The sequence below is a fragment of the Klebsiella sp. JB_Kp042 genome, assembly GCF_040065275.1.
In the GTDB taxonomy this organism is placed as follows: Bacteria; Pseudomonadota; Gammaproteobacteria; order Enterobacterales; family Enterobacteriaceae; genus Klebsiella; species Klebsiella quasipneumoniae.
Genome location: NZ_JBEAJL010000010.1, coordinates 37,596 through 55,219, shown reverse-complemented (window position 1 = coordinate 55,219; position 17,624 = coordinate 37,596). Strand labels below are relative to the sequence as shown.

The window sequence follows — 17,624 nt, the reverse complement described above, 5'->3', positions numbered from 1 at the left end:
TGAATGCCCGTCAGAGGCACGACGGCGGCAGGATTGTGATAAGATGCGCGGATTCTGGTCTACGGCAACAGGAATACATCATGATGACTCTGGCGGGTAAAAAAATCGTCCTGGGCGTCAGCGGCGGTATCGCGGCGTATAAAACCCCGGAACTGGTACGGCGACTACGTGAACGCGGCGCGGAAGTGCGTGTCGCAATGACGGAGGCGGCAAAAGCGTTCATCACCCCACTCAGCCTGCAGGCGGTATCCGGCTATCCGGTTTCCGACAGCCTGCTCGATCCGGCGGCGGAAGCGGCCATGGGCCATATTGAGCTCGGAAAATGGGCCGACCTGGTGATCCTCGCCCCGGCGACCGCCGATTTGATCGCCCGCGTGGCGGCAGGCATGGCCAATGATTTGGTGTCGACGATCTGTCTCGCCACCCCTTCCCCGGTTGCCCTCTTGCCCGCCATGAACCAGCAGATGTATCGCGCGCAGGCCACCCAGCATAATCTGCAGACGCTCGCATCCCGCGGCCTGCTGCTGTGGGGACCGGACAGCGGTAGCCAGGCCTGCGGCGACGTCGGCCCGGGGCGAATGCTCGATCCGTTAACCATCGTGGAGATGGTCGCACAGCATTTCGCCTCCCCTGTCAAAGATTTGCAACATCTCAACCTCATGATTACCGCGGGCCCGACCCGTGAGCCGTTGGATCCGGTACGTTACATCTCAAACCACAGCTCCGGTAAGATGGGCTTCGCGATTGCCGCCGCCGCCGCACAGCGCGGCGCGAACGTGACCCTGGTCAGCGGACCGGTATCGCTACCGACACCGCCCTTTGTGCAGCGCATTGATGTCACTACCGCGCTGGAAATGGAAGCGGCCGTCCAGGCCAGCGCTCAGCAGCAGCACATTTTTATTGGCTGCGCCGCGGTGGCGGATTACCGCGCCGCCGCCATCGCCGAAGATAAAATAAAAAAACAAGGTGATGAATTAACAATAAAAATGGTTAAAAACCCGGATATCGTCGCCGGGGTTGCAGCGCTAAAATCGCATCGCCCCTACGTCGTTGGGTTTGCCGCCGAAACGAATAATGTGGAAGAATATGCGCGGCAAAAACGTGCCCGCAAAAACCTCGACCTGATTTGCGCCAACGATGTTTCCCAGCCTAATCAGGGATTTAACAGCGATAGCAACGCATTACACCTTTTCTGGCAGGATGGGGAAAAGCGCTTACCACTTGAGCGCAAGGAACTCCTGGGCCAATTATTACTCGACGAGATCGTGACCCGTTATGATGAAAAAAATCGACGTTAAGATTCTGGACCCGCGTGTCGGCCAGCAATTTCCGCTGCCGACCTATGCCACCTCCGGCTCCGCCGGACTTGACCTGCGAGCCTGTCTCGACGACGCCGTAGAGCTGGCACCGGGCGCAACCACGCTGTTGCCGACCGGCCTTGCGATTCATATCGCCGATCCCTCTCTGGCGGCGGTGATCCTGCCGCGCTCGGGCCTGGGTCATAAGCACGGCGTGGTGCTGGGCAACCTGGTGGGCCTTATCGACTCCGATTACCAGGGGCAACTGATGGTGTCCGTCTGGAACCGCGGTCAGCAGAGCTTTATTATCGAGCCGGGCGAACGTATCGCGCAGATGGTCTTTGTGCCGGTCGTGCAGGCGGAATTTAACCTGGTGGAATCTTTCGATGCCACCGACCGCGGCGAAGGCGGCTTCGGTCACTCAGGGCGTAAATAAGCCCAGCAACACGGAATCTGCATCCCAACGCGCATAATGCAATAACATCACCGCAAACTCTGGTTTGCGGTCGCGTTGTGGATGTCTGCCTGACAAGTGCTTATTTTCAGGGGTATTTTAAAACATGGCAGAAAAGCAAACTGCGAAACGGAATCGTCGCGAAGAAATACTTCAATCTCTGGCGCTAATGCTGGAATCCAGCGATGGTAGCCAACGTATTACCACCGCGAAACTGGCGGCTTCCGTCGGCGTTTCTGAAGCCGCGCTGTATCGCCATTTTCCCAGCAAAACCCGCATGTTTGACAGCCTGATCGAGTTCATTGAAGACAGTCTGATTACGCGCATCAATTTGATTCTGAAAGATGAGAAGGACACATCCGCGCGCCTGCGCCTGATTGTTCTGTTGATTCTTGGGTTTGGCGAGCGTAATCCTGGGCTGACGCGCATCCTCACCGGACACGCGCTGATGTTCGAACAGGATCGGCTGCAGGGCCGTATCAACCAGCTTTTTGAACGCATCGAAGTGCAGCTGCGTCAGGTGATGCGCGAGAAAAAAATGCGCGAAGGCGAAGGCTATAGTCTCGACGAAACGCTGCTGGCCAGCCAGCTGCTGGCCTTCTGCGAGGGCATGCTGTCGCGCTTTGTGCGCAGCGAGTTCAAATACCGTCCGACGGATGATTTCGACGCCCGCTGGCCGCTGGTCGCCGCACAGCTGCAGTAGTTTTTTTGCATTGCCCGGTAGCGCTCTGCTTACCGGGCTTTTTCGTTACACGCCGTAGGCTTCGCGATAAGCGCGAACTGCCGCCAGGTGTTCCGCCATCTCCGGTTTCTCTTCCAGGTAAGCGATCAGCTCTTTCAGGGTGACGATCGAGATAACCTGGCAGCCGTAATCCCGCTCCACTTCCTGAATGGCGGAGATTTCGCCGCGGCCGCGCTCCTGACGATCCAGGGAGATCAGCACACCCGCCAGCTGCGCGCCGTTGGCCTGGATGATCTCCATGGATTCGCGAATCGCCGTACCGGCGGTGATCACATCATCCACCAGCATGACCCGGCCCTGCAGTGGACTACCGACCAGATTGCCGCCTTCGCCGTGAGTCTTTGCCTCTTTACGGTTAAAGCAGTAAGGCAGGTCGCGGTCATGGTGTTCGGCTAACGCCACCGCGGTGGTGGTGGCAATCGGGATCCCTTTGTAGGCCGGGCCAAACAGCAGGTCGAACTCAATCCCGGAATCCACCAGCGCCTCGGCATAAAAACGGCCCAGCAGAGCCAGATCGCGCCCGGTGTTAAACAGGCCGGCGTTAAAGAAATAGGGGCTCTTACGCCCGGATTTCAGCGTGAACTCGCCAAACTTAAGAACCTGCTTGCTAAGCGCAAACTCAATAAACTGGCGCTGATACGGCTTCATGGATTCGCTCCTCATCTTACTTTTTTACGGTCAAAAAAAAGGCGACTTCTCAGTCGCCTTAAAAACTAATCTGCTAACGCCGCCTTCTGCGTCGTAATAATGGATTCGATCCCCCCTCGGGCTAACGCCAGGAGAGTGAGGAGCTCTTCATGGGTGAACGGCTCGCCTTCTGCCGTACCCTGCACCTCGATGATGCGACCATCTTCGGTCATCACCACGTTCATATCGGTTTCCGCGGCAGAGTCTTCGATGTACTCCAGATCGCAGATGGCTTCGCCATTAACGATCCCAACAGAGACCGCCGCCACCATCCCTTTCATCGGGTTAGTTTTCAGCTTGCCGGCCGCCACCAGCTTATTCAGCGCGTCGGCCAGCGCCACGCAGGCACCGGTAATAGACGCGGTGCGGGTGCCGCCGTCGGCCTGCAGCACATCGCAGTCGAGGGTGATGGTAAACTCGCCCAGCGCTTTCAGATCAACCGCCGCGCGCAGCGCACGGGCGATCAGGCGCTGAATTTCCATCGTCCGGCCGCCCTGTTTGCCTTTTGCCGCTTCACGCGCGTTACGCGTGTGCGTTGAACGCGGCAGCATGCCATATTCAGCGGTGATCCACCCCTGTCCCTGTCCTTTCAGGAAACGCGGTACGCCTTCGTCAATGGAGGCGGTGCACAGCACTTTGGTATCACCGAATTCAACCAGCACAGAGCCTTCAGCGTGTTTTGTGTAATTACGGGTCAGGGTAACGGGGCGCACCTGGTTGGCGCTACGACCTGCTGGACGCATGATAGAAATCTCCGGCTTGAAACGAATGTAAGGCCGCATTATACGAATTTCATGGCGAAAAGCCTATGCCAACACCTGCCGGGCGCGCACATAATGTCAGTCCAGCGTTTTCCGATAAGATTTCAACCCTACGCCGATCACTATCACCGCCAGGCCAATCAGCGGCAACAGATCGGGTAATAATGCCGTCGCAGAATACCCTTTCAGCATAATGCCCTTTACCAACCGGATGAAGTAGGTCAGCGGCAAACAGGAGCCAATGGCTTTCGCCCAGTCGGGCATACTAATAAAAGGACTGATAAAGCCAGACAGCATAATGGAAGGGATAAAATAAAATGACGACATTTGCAGCGCCTGCAGTTGGTTTTGCGCTATGCCAGAAATACCAATGCCGATTGACAGGCAGAGGAAGACATAAATTAACAACACCAAAAAAAGCAGGAAAACGCTGCCATGAAGAGGAATATCAAATAACAGAACGGCGGCAATCAGAATTAACGTCGCCTGAAACAGGCCAATGATAACAAAAGGTGTTATCTTACCAACAATGACCTCAAGCCCCGTCAAAGGAGAAACCAGTAAATTTTCTAACGCACCGTTTTCTCTCTCACGAGTAATCGACAGAGCGGTCATCAGGATCAAGGTTGTACTGAGTATCGACCCCATAATACCGGGAATCGTATTAAACTGGGTGATCCCCTCCGGGTTAAACATGCGATGGATAATAAGCTCAAAATCATCCTCTTTTTGCTCTACACGCATTTCACCCGGCAAGTCTTGCTGAAACATCGATTTCGCAACCTGCACCAGAGCACTTAACGCATTTCCCGTGGTCATCGGATCGATAGCATCCCCCTGAATGAGCAGCTGAGGTTTTTCTCCACGCAGCATCTTGCGCGTAAACCCCTCGGGGATCGTTACGATAAAAGTGACATCACCTCGAACAAATGCTTTCTGAGCTGCCTCTTCAGAATCGACTGGTATCATCGAAAAATATCCGGTATTTTGCGCTCCTGTCACAAAAACCTGACTCATGCGTTCGCTATCGTAATTCAGTAATGCGGTAGGAAGATGATGCGGGTCCATATTTATCGCATAGCCAAGAATGATCAGCTGAAAAATAGGGGTAAGGAGTACCATGCTGATACTGACTTTATCACGACGTAATTCGTGGATCTCCTTAATAACCACACCGAACCAGCGGATTAGAGAGAAGTTTAAATTAATTTTTTTCACAATTGTTTTTCATCAGATAGGTAAATGCGTCTTCCAGATTGGTATCGACCTGGCAGAACTCATAACCCTGTTGTTTAAAAGCAAATAGCGCGGATGCTAACTTCGCTTCATCTCTGGAAGTAACGTAAAGCTGATTGCCAAAAATGACCGTTTGTTCAATATCCGGCAAGCGCTGGAGCTGGCTTTCAAGCACCGTCAGCCCAGCGCCGCTGGTTCTCACGGTAATAAGATTCTGCGAAGCGATAATCGATGCAATAGTGCCATTCGCCAGTAGCCGACCATAAGAGAGGTAAGCAACTTTATGGCAGCGCTCTGCCTCGTCCATATAATGCGTACTCACCAGTATTGAGATCCCTTTGTCAGAGAGCTGATGCAGCATTTGCCAGAACTCCCGTCGCGCTTTTGGATCCACGCCAGCGGTCGGTTCATCCAGAAACAGCAAAACAGGTTCATGCAACATGCAGGCGGCGAGGGCCATTCTTTGCTTCCAGCCGCCAGAAAGTTCCTTAGCCAGCTGGTGCTGCCGGGAAGTAAGACCTAATTCTGTAAGCGCATCCTCTACCCGGGCCTTACGCTGGTCAAGGCCATATAATCGTGCAATAAAATATAAGTTTTCCCGAATAGTTAAATTTCCCCACATCGAGAAATACTGAGTCATGTAGCCTATCTTTTGTTTTATTTTTTCCCGCTGAGTGAAGATGTCCATACCCAGACAAAAACCTTCACCTGAATCGGGCGTAATCAAACCGCACATCATCCGTATCGATGTCGTTTTTCCGCTACCGTTCGGACCAAGAAAACCATAAATCTCGCCTTTTGCCACCTGTAATGAGAAATCCTTTACGACATGATGTTCGCCAAAATGTTTATTGAGATTTTTCACATCAATACAAAGATTATTCATTGCCAATAATCTCCACATCAAACGGCTGACCGATTTTCATCCGTTCAGCCTGCTCCAGGACAGGGATCGCCTCGGCCATAAAAATAAGTTTTTCACGGCGTTTCGTACTGTAAATAACCGGGGGCGTAAACTCTGCTTCAGGACTGATATAATTAATAACGCCAGGAATAGGTTCTGCACAACCGTCGCATAAAAGTCTTACCTTCGTCCCGATATTAAATTTACCGAGCATCGCCTCGGGTATAAAGAAGCGTACTTTTATATTCTCAGGTGGTAACAGACTGATTATTGGTCTGCCGGCTGAAGGACGCTCCCCAACACGATATATAATATCAAAAACTTTGGCATTTATTGGAGATACAATCGTCGTTTGCTGAACATCCCGAAGCGCTTTATCACGTTCGAGTTTTGCCGCGGCCACCATCGAGAGCTGTTGGCTAATCTCATCCTGACGGGCCGGTAGTTGCCGTGCCTTGAGTTGATTAATTAACTCTTCAACCTGTGCGCCTTTTTGCGTTAACTCATCCCTGATATCCTCCCATTCCGCCCGCGATATGGCATGGTTGGCATAAAGATGACGATATCGCCCAAGCTGCCGCTTTACCTGTGATTCTGCCGATTGGGCTTTTTTTAGCTGTGACCGTATAATATCCAGCTCTTCTGGCCGCTCTCCCGATTTCAGATTTCGTAACATTGCGCTCTCAGCTGAAAGTTTTTCTTCAGCACGCAGGAAAATATTTTGTGCATCGAAGGAGTCAATCTTCACTAACTCCTGTCCTGGAATGACATTATCGCCCTTATTAATGAAGATTCGTTCTATCTTTTCATTACCAGAATAAGAAAGGTATACAAATTCACCATGTGAATAACCGGATAGCATGTTATCCGGTTTGTTATCACATCCCGAGAGTACTAGCATCGAAATCATGACAAAGCATTTAGTTACTGACTTTTGCATTAAAACGTATCCATACGCATATCATTTCCCTTATTACTGACGGCTGGATTAAAGCATTATTACTCCAGTACCCGTTAGTCATCGTCAACTCAGTCTTTTAAATAATGTTTAACGTATACTTCATTCAATTTATCAATAGCGCTCAGATTTAACCCAGCTATCGAGTTAAAAGCCTCATCTTTAGTAAATGAAATAATCGACGATCCACCTGGTGAGAACCATTTAGCAGTCTGTTTAAAAGGCCAGGGCAGCTTATAACCTTTTTCTCTCAGAAGATGATTTAACATACTCCAGTCTTCGCTAAAATCGTTTCCGCTAAAAGGACTATCGCTTTGTGTAGTTTCTACCGTGAACAGGGCTATTGGTGTACAAAAATCAGTCGTGGTGGGAAAGTACATATTATAAAAACTCACAATCAGTTTCTGTACCTCTTCAGGAAAAGATCCTGGGATAGTCAACACACCTAATAAATATTTATAGTTGGGGTATCTTTTTATAAAATCGAATATACCTTGCCATAAATAATCAAGAACATTACCTTTTTGATAAGGTTTCTGGATAAAGCCACGACCTATTTCTACACACTGCTCTAAGCACAAATAGGCGCTATCATGATATTTAAATAAGCTATTACTATAGAGGCCAGCTATTCCATGGCGGGCGAGTTGCTCGCCAACAGGAACGAGACGGTACGCCCCCAGAATTTCTGTTTCAGCAGGATCCCACAATAAAATGTGATAATAACTTTCATCAAAAATATCATTATCTCTATCTTTACCGGACCCTGAACCAATATCGCGATAACAGCGTTCGCGTAAGCGTCCTAACTCATCAATAATTGGTGAGAAACGGCCAGTATTGCAGCGATAAATCAATAATTTTCTTCCATCATCAAACTGTCTTAATATTTCGCACTCATCTATCGCACTTATTAAATCCTCTCTATCTTCTTTTAGTCCTTGTGGCGAAATCGTATCGACAAGAGCTGCTCCATTCTTCCCTATGCTCTGGAGGTGCATCAAACATACATTAGCTGCTGCAGAAAGATCTTCATTGTATTTTTGCAATGAAGATAAGGTTATTTGCTGTCCGATATTGATTCCCATGGTCTTTCCACGATGGCGGAGAGCTTCACGAATAACCATTATATTTGACAGTTGCCGCCAGATCGTTGCAGTAAGATAATAAACGTTACTGTTTTTACCCGTAATATGAATAGGCACCAGCGCCGCATTATTTCTCATCGCCAGCTGTAAAAAACCGGGGTTCCACTTATGCTCCTGTAAACCTGAAAGAGACCAGTTAGCCAGTTTACCCGCTGGACATATAATTAATACGCCTCCCTCTCGCAGATGATTGTTCATCTCTCTAAATTTTTTATGGCTCATCTTACCGGCCATATTTTCAATACCAATGGTCAGTTCTGCCACCTGTGGAAATATAATTGGCAAAATGTGGTTGGCAATTATTTTTATATCTTTCCTCACCCGGGAGACCGTATGTATTAAAGCAAGACCATCGATGACTGTTGGATGATTTGAAATAACAACCGCTGCCCCATTTTCGGGTATGTTATTAAATTGATGCTGTTCGGTTGCACATTGCAATTCAAGGAGATCGACGACCGAATTAACCCATTCGACTCCACTTTGATTAACTAACCGATCGTTATATATTATGCGAGTAAATTTCTTATTGCCGAAAGCGGACCTGAAAAGCCATTTTTTCCAAAAGGGTATATTTGTATTTGGGAAAAATTCTCTAATGACTTTATCAAAGATAGTGTCCATATTAAAATCCTTTTTATAGAACTCATCTAAAATGACTATACTCGCGATCTTGCAGCCGGACAATACTGCATAAAGTTAAATCATTGCCATTACAAAACAAATAAATATAATTAAAGTGATTATATTCATGAAGAGAATGCACCCAACAGAGATATTAATACTTTTGTCATATTGAATTCAGAAAAAGCATATATAATAGTTAAAGGTAATACCCCATAACATTTTTGGCGGTTATACTTTGTAAAAAATACCACGATATAGCTTTAAGACGATACAAAAAAATGTGGATAATCATACTCACATTCAATAATAAAAATAGGCCTACGGTTTTTCACTCTTTTTTATTCTGCCTGAAAGCAGGGAGAGATAGCTTTACTGCGAATAGACAGAATTCAGTTGATAAAAATTAACAGCATAATGATTCTTAAGCCGCGAAAGAATCAAAGCTTATTTCCTATCCGCTATAAAAGGATACATTTCACTAAGCAAAGTAATCGCATTAAATACAGCGAAGCTATGTCCCTTAAAAAATCAGTCTTGAAGTATTTCATCACTATTCCTGTTAAGTCACCGCCGGCATAGCTATAATCCTTGCATTCATTATTACGAAAACAGGAACGTCTATGATCCGCAGTATGACCGCCTATGCCCGCCGTGAAATCAAGGGTGACTGGGGTAGCGCCGCATGGGAGCTGCGCTCGGTAAACCAGCGCTATCTGGAAACGTACTTCCGCCTGCCGGAGCAGTTCCGTAGCCTGGAGCCCGTGGTACGCGAGCGCATTCGCGCCCGCCTGACTCGCGGTAAAGTCGAATGCACCCTGCGTTTTGAACAAGACCCCAGCGCTCAGGGCGAACTGATTCTCAACGAAAAGCTGGCTAAACAGCTGGTTAACGCCGCCAACTGGGTAAAAATGCAGAGTGATGAAGGGGAAATCAATCCGGTTGATATCCTGCGCTGGCCGGGCGTGATGGCCGCCAAAGAACAGGATCTTGACGCCATCGCCGCCGATATTCTGGCAGCCCTTGACGGCGCGCTGGATGACTTCATCGTCGCTCGCGAAACGGAAGGCCAGGCGCTGAAAGCGCTTATCGAGCAGCGTCTTGAAGGCGTGAGCGGCGAAGTGGCGAAAGTTCGCGCCCATATGCCGGAAATTCTCCAGTGGCAGCGCGAGCGTCTGGTCGCCAAGCTGGAAGATGCTGAAGTGCAGCTGGAGAATAACCGTCTCGAGCAAGAGCTGGTGCTGATGGCGCAGCGTATCGACGTTGCCGAAGAGCTGGACCGCCTCGAAGCCCACGTAAAAGAGACCTACAACATTCTGAAAAAGAAAGAGGCTGTGGGTCGCCGTCTCGACTTTATGATGCAGGAGTTCAACCGTGAGTCGAACACCCTGGCGTCAAAATCGATCAATGCCGAGGTCACCAATTCTGCGATTGAGCTGAAAGTGCTGATCGAGCAAATGCGCGAGCAGATCCAGAATATCGAGTAATCTCAGATACCTTTCTGAAGGCCGGTTTACCGGCCTTTTTTCATTCATTTCAAAAGCACTATCTTTTTATCCAGTACCCGGCAGGTCAAAAACGCCCCTGCCGCGCACAGCAGCGTCGGGGCCAGATAGCTGTGATCCATGTGGGTGAACTCCATCACCAGCACCACCGCCGTCAGCGGCATCTGCATGGAGGCGGCGAGAAAAGCGGCTGCCCCCACCAGGGCGAAACTGCTTTCATCTCCGCCAGGGAACCCTGATTGCCAGAGCGCGCAGAGCAGCAGGCTGGCCAGCCCGCCCACCGCCAGCCCCGGGGTTAACAACCCGCCTTCCGCGCCGCCGCGCAACACCGCCAGGATCACCACCAGCTTCAGCCCTAACAGGATCGCGACCATGGAGTGAGGCAGCCCGTCGCTGAGCGCCAGCTGCATCGGCCCCTTGCCATTGCCCGGTAGCGCAGGGAACCAGAGGCTAAGGACGGCCAGAAGCGAAAACGCCAGCAGACAGAACACCGGCATCTGCCAGTTACTTCGCACGCGTGAACGCGCTGCGCTGGTCGCTTTGCGAAAGAGCCAGGCGCCGGCGCCAAGAATCGGGCCCGCCAGAATCGCCCACCAGAGAAAGGTGTGCGGAAGCGCGCTGGAAACAAAATGGTATTGCGATTCATCCCCTAACCCGAGGGTGGCCGTCCAGGCGGCAATCGCCGAGGTCATTATCGCCGCCAGCGTTTTTTCCCAGCTAAACGACAGCAGCATGACCTCGAGGGTGAACAACGCCCCTGCCAGCGGGACGTTATACACCGCCGCCAGGCCCGCGCCCGCCCCACAGGCAATCAGCGTACGGGTTTCATCCTCCAGCAGGCGCAGCTTACGCGCCACCATCCCCGCTCCTAGCGCGCCCATTTCCCGAGGAGCCACTTCGCGGCCAAGCGGGGACCCCAGCGCTACGGTGACGATCTGCAGCAGAGCGTGGATCGTCGTGGTGCCCGCGGGCATGGGGACGGAAGGGTTAGCCACCGCCGCGGCAATGGAAACCCGCTTCTGCCCATAGCGACCAAGCAGCCACCAGCCAAATCCGGCGACGATGCCGCCGGCCACGATTGCCGCGATGCGACGTGGCCAGGGCGACGCCGTGACGCCCTGTAAAAATGACACCGAACCAACGATATGCGCTGGACTGTAGCCAAAAGCCAGGTGCTGAATGGCATGTAAAATCAGCGCCAGCGCCATACCGGACAGACCGGCCAGAATCCCGGTTAATACCACAGCCATCAGGCGAGTCAGATAATGTTTGTTCCCGGCGGCGACACGCATTTTCTCATCTCCTCGAGAAAGAAAATAAAAGGATAAAGGTCGGGACTTAAACATTAGGTATTCATAGCGTTTTCAATATAGATAACCGATCGGGAATAAGACATTACTTTTTCTAATCTGTAAAAATTCAAAAAATAATACTTAACCACCAAATAAAGCCAATTTAAGCCATGTTGTCATTACTTTTTCCTGGCCTAACGACTTCACTTTAGAAAATATCAATCGTGATCCTGCGCACAAATCGTTAACCTGCCGGCCACTGTCTGGGGGGATCTATGCTGCTTCATGTTCTGTATTTAATCGGTATCACCGCGGAAGCCATGACCGGAGCGCTGGCTGCCGGTCGTCGGCGGATGGATACGTTTGGCGTCATTATTATCGCCACCGCGACCGCGCTGGGCGGGGGTTCTGTTCGCGATATCCTGCTGGGACACTATCCTCTCGGCTGGGTGAAACATCCGGAATACGTCATTATTGTCGCCGTCGCCGCCGTCCTTACCACAATTGCCGCCCCGGTAATGCCGCACCTTCGCCGGCTTTTCCTGGTGCTGGATGCGCTGGGGCTGATCGTGTTTTCCATCATCGGCGCGCAGATCGCCCTGGATATGGGCGAAGGCCCGGTTATCGCCTCTATTGCTGCGGTCATCACCGGCGTTTTCGGCGGCGTACTGCGCGATATGTTCTGCAAGCGCATTCCGCTGGTCTTCCAGAAAGAGCTGTATGCTGGGATCTCGTTTGCCGCAGCGGTACTCTATATAGCGCTGCAACACTACGTCAGCAGCCACGATGTGGTGGTCCTGGCCACGCTGCTGTTCGGCTTTACCGCCCGCATGCTGGCGCTGCGCTGGAAGCTCGGGCTACCGGTCTTCCACTACACCCACGACGCCCACTAACCGCCTCAAAACCCGGGGATGCGCTGCCTGCTAAGCCATTGCGCCAGCGCCGCCACGTCAGGGTCATGCAGGAAAGCCACTAACTGTCGGGCTCTGATCGCCCCCACGCCCGGCAGCGTGCGCCATTGCGCTTCACTCTTTGCCGTGAGGAGGCGCCAGTTTTCACTGCCAGGCTGCGCCAGCGCCCCCTGGGGCACCGGGATCCCCATCGCCAGCACCCAGCGTATAAAAGGCCGTTTACGAATAAGATCAAACTGATGCCAGAGGTGCTGCCCGCGGGCAGCCGAGATCCCCGGCATCGCCTGCAGCTGCTCCGGCGTGAGCGCCAGCCAGGAAAAAAGATGCTCCATCGGGTGCTGCTGCTGAATAACGCGCCATACGCTTTCCCCTACGCCATCGATATCCAGCGCCGACTTTGATGACAACCAGACCAGCCGGGAAAGAAACTGTTCGCTGCACTCGGGGGTGGCGAAATAGCAGGTTAGCGCATTGAATTTCGCCGCCGGCGGCGTCGGTTTATGGCGCTCGACCGTCCGCCAGACAACAGCGTCGATCCGTGGAATACCCTGGCCTGCCAGACTGATCTGCAGTTGATCGCCAACCCCAATATCCAGCGCCTGCCAGCGGCTCACAGAGCCAACGTTAACCCGCTGCACGCGTTTGTCATCCAGCCGCTGGGGCTCAAGCTCAGCCACTACGTTGAGTCTGCCGCTGCGGCCAGTACTGAAATGGATCGCCCGTACCTCCATCACCCGCGATGCCGGAGGATATTTCCAGGCTGCCAGCCACTCGCCCCTTCCCGGTGACCAGACGCGCCCCGACGGTTCTCGTCCTTCACGCACAATCACGCCATCGCTGACGAAGGGGAGCGGCGAGCGATACCAGCGCTGGCGCCACTCCGCCACCTGCTCAACGCGCGTTATCGAATGGGTGTATTGTCCGCTGTAGCCGAACCCCGCCTGCGCCAGCAGCTGCTGTCGACGGCGCATATCCGAGGGACCGTCTGGCCAGGCCCAGATAAAAACGTCCAGCTGGCTCAGCGGCGCCGCCGCCGCGTCAGCCCGCATCATCAACCCGGCGACTTTCGCCCGCGCGTTCATTCCGCCAGCCTGCTCCTGAATATGCCCCTCCCGACGCAGAAATAGCTCCCCCTGCAGCACGCTGTTGGCCAGTTCGCCGGTCGTCAGCTTCGCCAGCGCCGGGATCTGCCGCGCTCGGGCGGTCCACAACTCACCGCGCAGGCCATCCCCGCGGCTAATAGCCTGAACCAGATGCCCCTGGCGATAGACCAGGGTGACCGCCACGCCGTCCACTTTAGGCTGTACCCACAGGTCGGCTTTATTTTTCATCCAGCGGGCCACGCTGGGCCCATCCGCCAGCTTGCGCACGCCAGTATGGGCGACTGGATGACGCGTATCGCCAGTCGGCGGAGGCAGATCGTCATCCTCCGGCGTCGCGCCCGGAAAGCATTGCCGCCACTGCGCCAGGCGCAAGGCGAGCTGGTCGTAAACGTCATCGCTCACCTCGCTGGCGCCCTGTCGCCAGTAAGCCTCGTTCCAGGCGTCAATCTGCTGATGTAGACGTGCGATCTCCTGTCTGCCTTTGGCCGGCGGCCAGTCCGGACACGTCGCCAGCGCGCTGGCGGAGAACATCCCTATCGCCAGCCACCCTCCTCCTTTACGCATTGCTGTCCCCTCCTTCATCACCTGGCGGAGAGTCTGCGGCAGAATGCCGGAAACCGCGACGGGCGCTTTTTCACCCTGCGAAGCGCCTTCCAGGATTTACACCTCGTTGCAGCAACGGCTGGCGAATTCAGGAAAACGGCAGGCAAAATGAAAGAAACAGCGGCAAAAAGTGTGACAAGGACTGCGTCACGCCGCGGCGACGTGTATAATAGGCTCGTATGTAGGACCTCTTTCGATAACCACATACAAAAGACACTCATGGCTCAAGGCACGCTTTATATTGTTTCCGCCCCTAGCGGCGCGGGTAAATCCAGCCTGATTCAGGCTTTATTAAAAACCCAACCGTTGTATGACACCCAGGTATCGGTTTCCCATACCACGCGGGCGCCGCGTCCGGGTGAAGTGCACGGCGAACATTATTTCTTCGTGAATCACGACGAATTCCGCTCGATGATTGGCGAAAACGCGTTTCTGGAACATGCAGAGGTCTTTGGCAACTATTACGGCACGTCGCGTAAAGCGATCGAGCAGGTGCTGACGACCGGCGTTGATGTCTTCCTCGATATCGACTGGCAGGGCGCGCAGCAGATCCGTAAAAGCATGCCTGGCGCACGCAGCATTTTTATTCTGCCGCCGTCAAAAGATGAACTGGACCGTCGCCTGCGCGGCCGCGGCCAGGACAGCGAAGAGGTGATCGCGAAACGAATGGCCCAGGCCGTTGCGGAAATGAGCCATTACGCCGAATATGATTACCTGATTGTGAACGATGATTTTGACACCGCCCTGAGCGACCTGAAAAATATCATCCGCGCTGAACGTCTGCGCATGAGCCGCCAAAAGCAGCGACATGGCGCTTTAATCACCAAACTATTGGCAGACTGAACCCACATTCAGTATCATGCCCAGTCATTTCTTCACCTGTGGAGCATTTTAAGTATGGCACGCGTAACTGTTCAGGACGCTGTAGAGAAAATTGGTAACCGTTTTGACCTGGTACTGGTCGCCGCGCGTCGCGCTCGTCAGATGCAGGTAGGCGGAAAGGATCCGCTGGTACCGGAAGAAAACGATAAAACCACCGTAATCGCACTGCGCGAAATCGAAGAAGGTCTGATCAACAACCAGATCCTCGACGTACGTGAGCGCCAGGAACAGCAAGAGCAGGAAGCCGCTGAATTACAAGCCGTTACCGCGATTGCTGAAGGTCGTCGTTAATCACACAGCGGGTCGCCCTTGTATCTGTTTGAAAGCCTGAATCAGCTGATTCAAAACTACCTGCCGGAAGACCAGATCAAACGTCTGCGGCAGGCGTATCTCGTTGCACGTGACGCTCACGAGGGTCAGACACGTTCAAGCGGTGAACCTTATATCACGCACCCGGTCGCGGTAGCCTGTATTCTGGCCGAGATGAAGCTCGACTACGAAACGCTGATGGCCGCGCTGCTGCATGATGTGATTGAAGATACTCCCGCCACCTACCAGGACATGGAACAGCTTTTTGGTAAAAGCGTCGCCGAACTGGTAGAGGGGGTATCGAAACTTGATAAGCTCAAGTTCCGCGATAAGAAAGAGGCACAGGCCGAAAACTTTCGCAAAATGATCATGGCGATGGTGCAGGACATCCGCGTCATCCTCATCAAGCTTGCCGACCGCACCCACAACATGCGTACCCTGGGCTCGCTACGCCCGGATAAACGCCGCCGCATCGCCCGCGAAACGCTGGAAATCTACAGCCCGCTGGCGCACCGTTTAGGTATCCATCACATCAAAACCGAGCTCGAAGAGCTGGGCTTTGAGGCGCTGTACCCGAACCGCTACCGCGTCATTAAAGAGGTGGTCAAAGCGGCGCGCGGCAACCGTAAAGAGATGATCCAAAAGATTCTCTCGGAAATCGAAGGGCGTTTGCAGGAAGCGGGGATCCCCTGCCGCGTTAGCGGTCGCGAAAAGCATCTGTACTCGATCTACTGCAAAATGGTGCTTAAAGAGCAGCGTTTTCACTCGATCATGGATATCTACGCCTTCCGCGTTATCGTCCATGATGCCGATGTCTGCTACCGCGTGCTTGGCCAGATGCACAGCCTCTATAAACCGCGTCCAGGTCGTTTCAAAGATTACATCGCTATTCCGAAAGCGAACGGCTATCAGTCTTTGCACACCTCGATGATCGGCCCCCACGGCGTCCCGGTCGAGGTACAAATTCGTACCGAAGACATGGACCAGATGGCGGAGATGGGGGTCGCGGCGCACTGGGCTTATAAAGAGCACGGCGGCGAAAGCAGCACCACCGCGCAAATCCGCGCCCAGCGCTGGATGCAAAGCCTGCTGGAGCTGCAGCAGAGCGCCGGCAGCTCGTTTGAATTTATCGAGAGCGTTAAATCCGATCTGTTCCCCGATGAGATTTACGTTTTCACCCCGGAAGGGCGCATTGTCGAACTGCCCGCTGGCGCCACGCCGGTGGACTTCGCCTATGCGGTGCATACCGATATCGGCCATGCCTGCGTCGGCGCGCGCGTCGACCGCCAGCCCTATCCGCTGTCGCAGCCGCTCTCCAGCGGTCAGACTGTCGAAATTATTACCGCGCCGGGCGCACGTCCGAATGCCGCCTGGCTGAACTTTGTCGTCAGCTCGAAGGCGCGCGCCAAGATCCGTCAGCTGCTGAAAAACCTCAAGCGCGATGACTCGGTCAGCCTTGGCCGTCGTCTGCTCAACCACGCGCTGGGCGGTAGCCGCAAACTCGCCGAGATCCCGCCGGAGAATATCCAGCGCGAGCTCGACCGGATGAAGCTGGCCTCGCTTGACGACCTGCTGGCGGAGATCGGTCTGGGCAACGCCATGAGCGTGGTGGTGGCGAAAAACCTGCAGCAGGGCGAAGCCGCTGCGGCGCCGGTGCCGGCCAATGCCTCAAACCACGGCCATCTGCCGATCAAAGGCGCCGATGGCGTGCTGATCACTTTCGCCAAGTGCTGTCGCCCGATCCCCGGTGACCCGATTATCGCCCACGTCAGTCCTGGCAAAGGGCTGGTTATCCATCATGAATCCTGTCGTAACATCCGCGGCTACCAGAAAGAGCCGGAGAAATTTATGGCGGTTGAGTGGGATAAAGAGACCGCTCAGGAGTTCATTACGGAGATCAAGGTGGATATGTTTAACCACCAGGGCGCACTGGCTAACCTGACGGCGGCGATCAACACCGCCTCTTCCAATATCCAGAGCCTGAATACGGAAGAGAAAGATGGCCGCGTATACAGCGCCTTTATCCGCCTGACCGCCCGCGACCGCGTGCATCTGGCGAATATCATGCGCAAAATACGCGTCATGCCGGACGTGATTAAAGTCACCCGTAACCGAAATTAGCTTTTAGACAAAACATTCGAATTGCATCAAGGCGGCAAGCGAATGACAAATCTGCCGGGAGCAGATTTGAACGCTGCCTGCAGCGC

Annotated in this window: 16 protein-coding genes; 8 read left to right on the top strand and 8 right to left on the bottom strand. The window is 53.2% G+C overall.

Annotated features, from left to right (window positions below; all coding sequences use genetic code 11):
- Positions 1–83: 83 nt before the first annotated feature.
- The 3 genes from coaBC (at position 84) to slmA (ending at position 2,455) form a co-directional block, all read left to right on the top strand.
- The gene (coaBC, locus tag ABLV54_RS02270; RefSeq protein WP_050533623.1) at positions 84–1,298 is read left to right on the top strand and encodes a bifunctional phosphopantothenoylcysteine decarboxylase/phosphopantothenate--cysteine ligase CoaBC; all 1,215 of its coding nucleotides are present in this window, start codon (positions 84–86) and stop codon (positions 1,296–1,298) included.
- Positions 1,276–1,734 carry a dUTP diphosphatase gene (gene dut / locus ABLV54_RS02265; RefSeq protein WP_004145270.1) on the top strand — a complete coding sequence of 153 codons (459 nt, stop codon included), beginning with the start codon at positions 1,276–1,278 and terminating at the stop codon, positions 1,732–1,734. Before coaBC ends, dut begins: the two co-directional genes overlap by 23 nt.
- A gap of 124 nt (positions 1,735–1,858) precedes the next feature.
- Positions 1,859–2,455 carry a nucleoid occlusion factor SlmA gene (gene slmA, locus ABLV54_RS02260; protein WP_050533485.1) on the top strand — a complete coding sequence of 199 codons (597 nt, stop codon included), beginning with the start codon at positions 1,859–1,861 and terminating at the stop codon, positions 2,453–2,455.
- A 45-nt stretch (positions 2,456–2,500) separates the two neighbouring features.
- Here the strand turns inward: slmA and pyrE are convergent, their stop codons facing one another.
- From pyrE to ABLV54_RS02230, 6 genes are all read right to left on the bottom strand, one after another.
- Complete coding sequence (gene pyrE / locus ABLV54_RS02255; protein ID WP_004205073.1) at positions 2,501–3,142, bottom strand: orotate phosphoribosyltransferase; 642 nt, start codon at positions 3,140–3,142, stop codon at positions 2,501–2,503.
- 65 nt (positions 3,143–3,207) lie between these two features.
- Positions 3,208–3,924 carry a ribonuclease PH gene (gene rph, locus ABLV54_RS02250; protein ID WP_023319338.1) on the bottom strand — a complete coding sequence of 239 codons (717 nt, stop codon included), beginning with the start codon at positions 3,922–3,924 and terminating at the stop codon, positions 3,208–3,210.
- Positions 3,925–4,020: 96 nt separating this feature from the next.
- Positions 4,021–5,160, bottom strand: coding sequence for an ABC transporter permease (locus ABLV54_RS02245; protein ID WP_023291369.1), 1,140 nt, complete (start codon positions 5,158–5,160; stop codon positions 4,021–4,023).
- Positions 5,147–6,064 (bottom strand): ABC transporter ATP-binding protein, encoded by a 918-nt coding sequence (locus ABLV54_RS02240; protein ID WP_023291370.1) that lies wholly within the window; start codon positions 6,062–6,064, stop codon positions 5,147–5,149. The genes ABLV54_RS02245 and ABLV54_RS02240 overlap by 14 nt, the downstream gene beginning before the upstream one ends.
- Positions 6,057–7,022 (bottom strand): HlyD family efflux transporter periplasmic adaptor subunit, encoded by a 966-nt coding sequence (locus tag ABLV54_RS02235; protein ID WP_050533486.1) that lies wholly within the window; start codon positions 7,020–7,022, stop codon positions 6,057–6,059. The genes ABLV54_RS02240 and ABLV54_RS02235 overlap by 8 nt, the downstream gene beginning before the upstream one ends.
- 89 nt (positions 7,023–7,111) lie before the next feature.
- A complete protein-coding gene (locus tag ABLV54_RS02230; RefSeq protein WP_044525052.1) occupies positions 7,112–8,812 on the bottom strand; it encodes a lysophospholipid acyltransferase family protein in 1,701 nt (566 codons plus the stop codon).
- 623 nt (positions 8,813–9,435) lie between these two features.
- On the opposite strand from ABLV54_RS02230, the gene ABLV54_RS02225 reads away from it, so the two are divergent.
- Positions 9,436–10,299, top strand: coding sequence for a YicC/YloC family endoribonuclease (locus tag ABLV54_RS02225; protein ID WP_002922636.1), 864 nt, complete (start codon positions 9,436–9,438; stop codon positions 10,297–10,299).
- Between the two features lie 44 nt (positions 10,300–10,343).
- Here the strand turns inward: ABLV54_RS02225 and ABLV54_RS02220 are convergent, their stop codons facing one another.
- Positions 10,344–11,609 carry a chloride channel protein gene (locus tag ABLV54_RS02220; protein ID WP_050533487.1) on the bottom strand — a complete coding sequence of 422 codons (1,266 nt, stop codon included), beginning with the start codon at positions 11,607–11,609 and terminating at the stop codon, positions 10,344–10,346.
- Positions 11,610–11,884: 275 nt separating this feature from the next.
- Between ABLV54_RS02220 and ABLV54_RS02215 the strand changes: the two genes are divergently transcribed.
- Entirely contained in the window at positions 11,885–12,502 is a 618-nt protein-coding gene (locus ABLV54_RS02215) for a trimeric intracellular cation channel family protein (RefSeq protein ID WP_002922654.1), read from the top strand.
- Between the two features lie 5 nt (positions 12,503–12,507).
- On the opposite strand, the gene ligB is transcribed toward ABLV54_RS02215, so the two are convergent.
- The gene (gene ligB / locus ABLV54_RS02210) at positions 12,508–14,187 is read right to left on the bottom strand and encodes an NAD-dependent DNA ligase LigB (RefSeq protein ID WP_348813567.1); all 1,680 of its coding nucleotides are present in this window, start codon (positions 14,185–14,187) and stop codon (positions 12,508–12,510) included.
- A gap of 258 nt (positions 14,188–14,445) precedes the next feature.
- Here ligB and gmk point away from each other — a divergent pair, with 258 nt between their 5' ends.
- From gmk to spoT, 3 genes are read left to right on the top strand one after another with little or no spacing between them, the layout of a single operon-like run.
- On the top strand, positions 14,446–15,069 hold the full coding sequence (gene gmk / locus ABLV54_RS02205) for a guanylate kinase (protein WP_050533489.1): 624 nt from the start codon (positions 14,446–14,448) through the stop codon (positions 15,067–15,069).
- Between the two features lie 54 nt (positions 15,070–15,123).
- Positions 15,124–15,399 (top strand): DNA-directed RNA polymerase subunit omega, encoded by a 276-nt coding sequence (rpoZ, locus tag ABLV54_RS02200; protein ID WP_000135058.1) that lies wholly within the window; start codon positions 15,124–15,126, stop codon positions 15,397–15,399.
- A gap of 18 nt (positions 15,400–15,417) precedes the next feature.
- The gene (gene spoT, locus ABLV54_RS02195) at positions 15,418–17,538 is read left to right on the top strand and encodes a bifunctional GTP diphosphokinase/guanosine-3',5'-bis pyrophosphate 3'-pyrophosphohydrolase (RefSeq protein ID WP_004205080.1); all 2,121 of its coding nucleotides are present in this window, start codon (positions 15,418–15,420) and stop codon (positions 17,536–17,538) included.
- Positions 17,539–17,624: the final 86 nt, after the last annotated feature.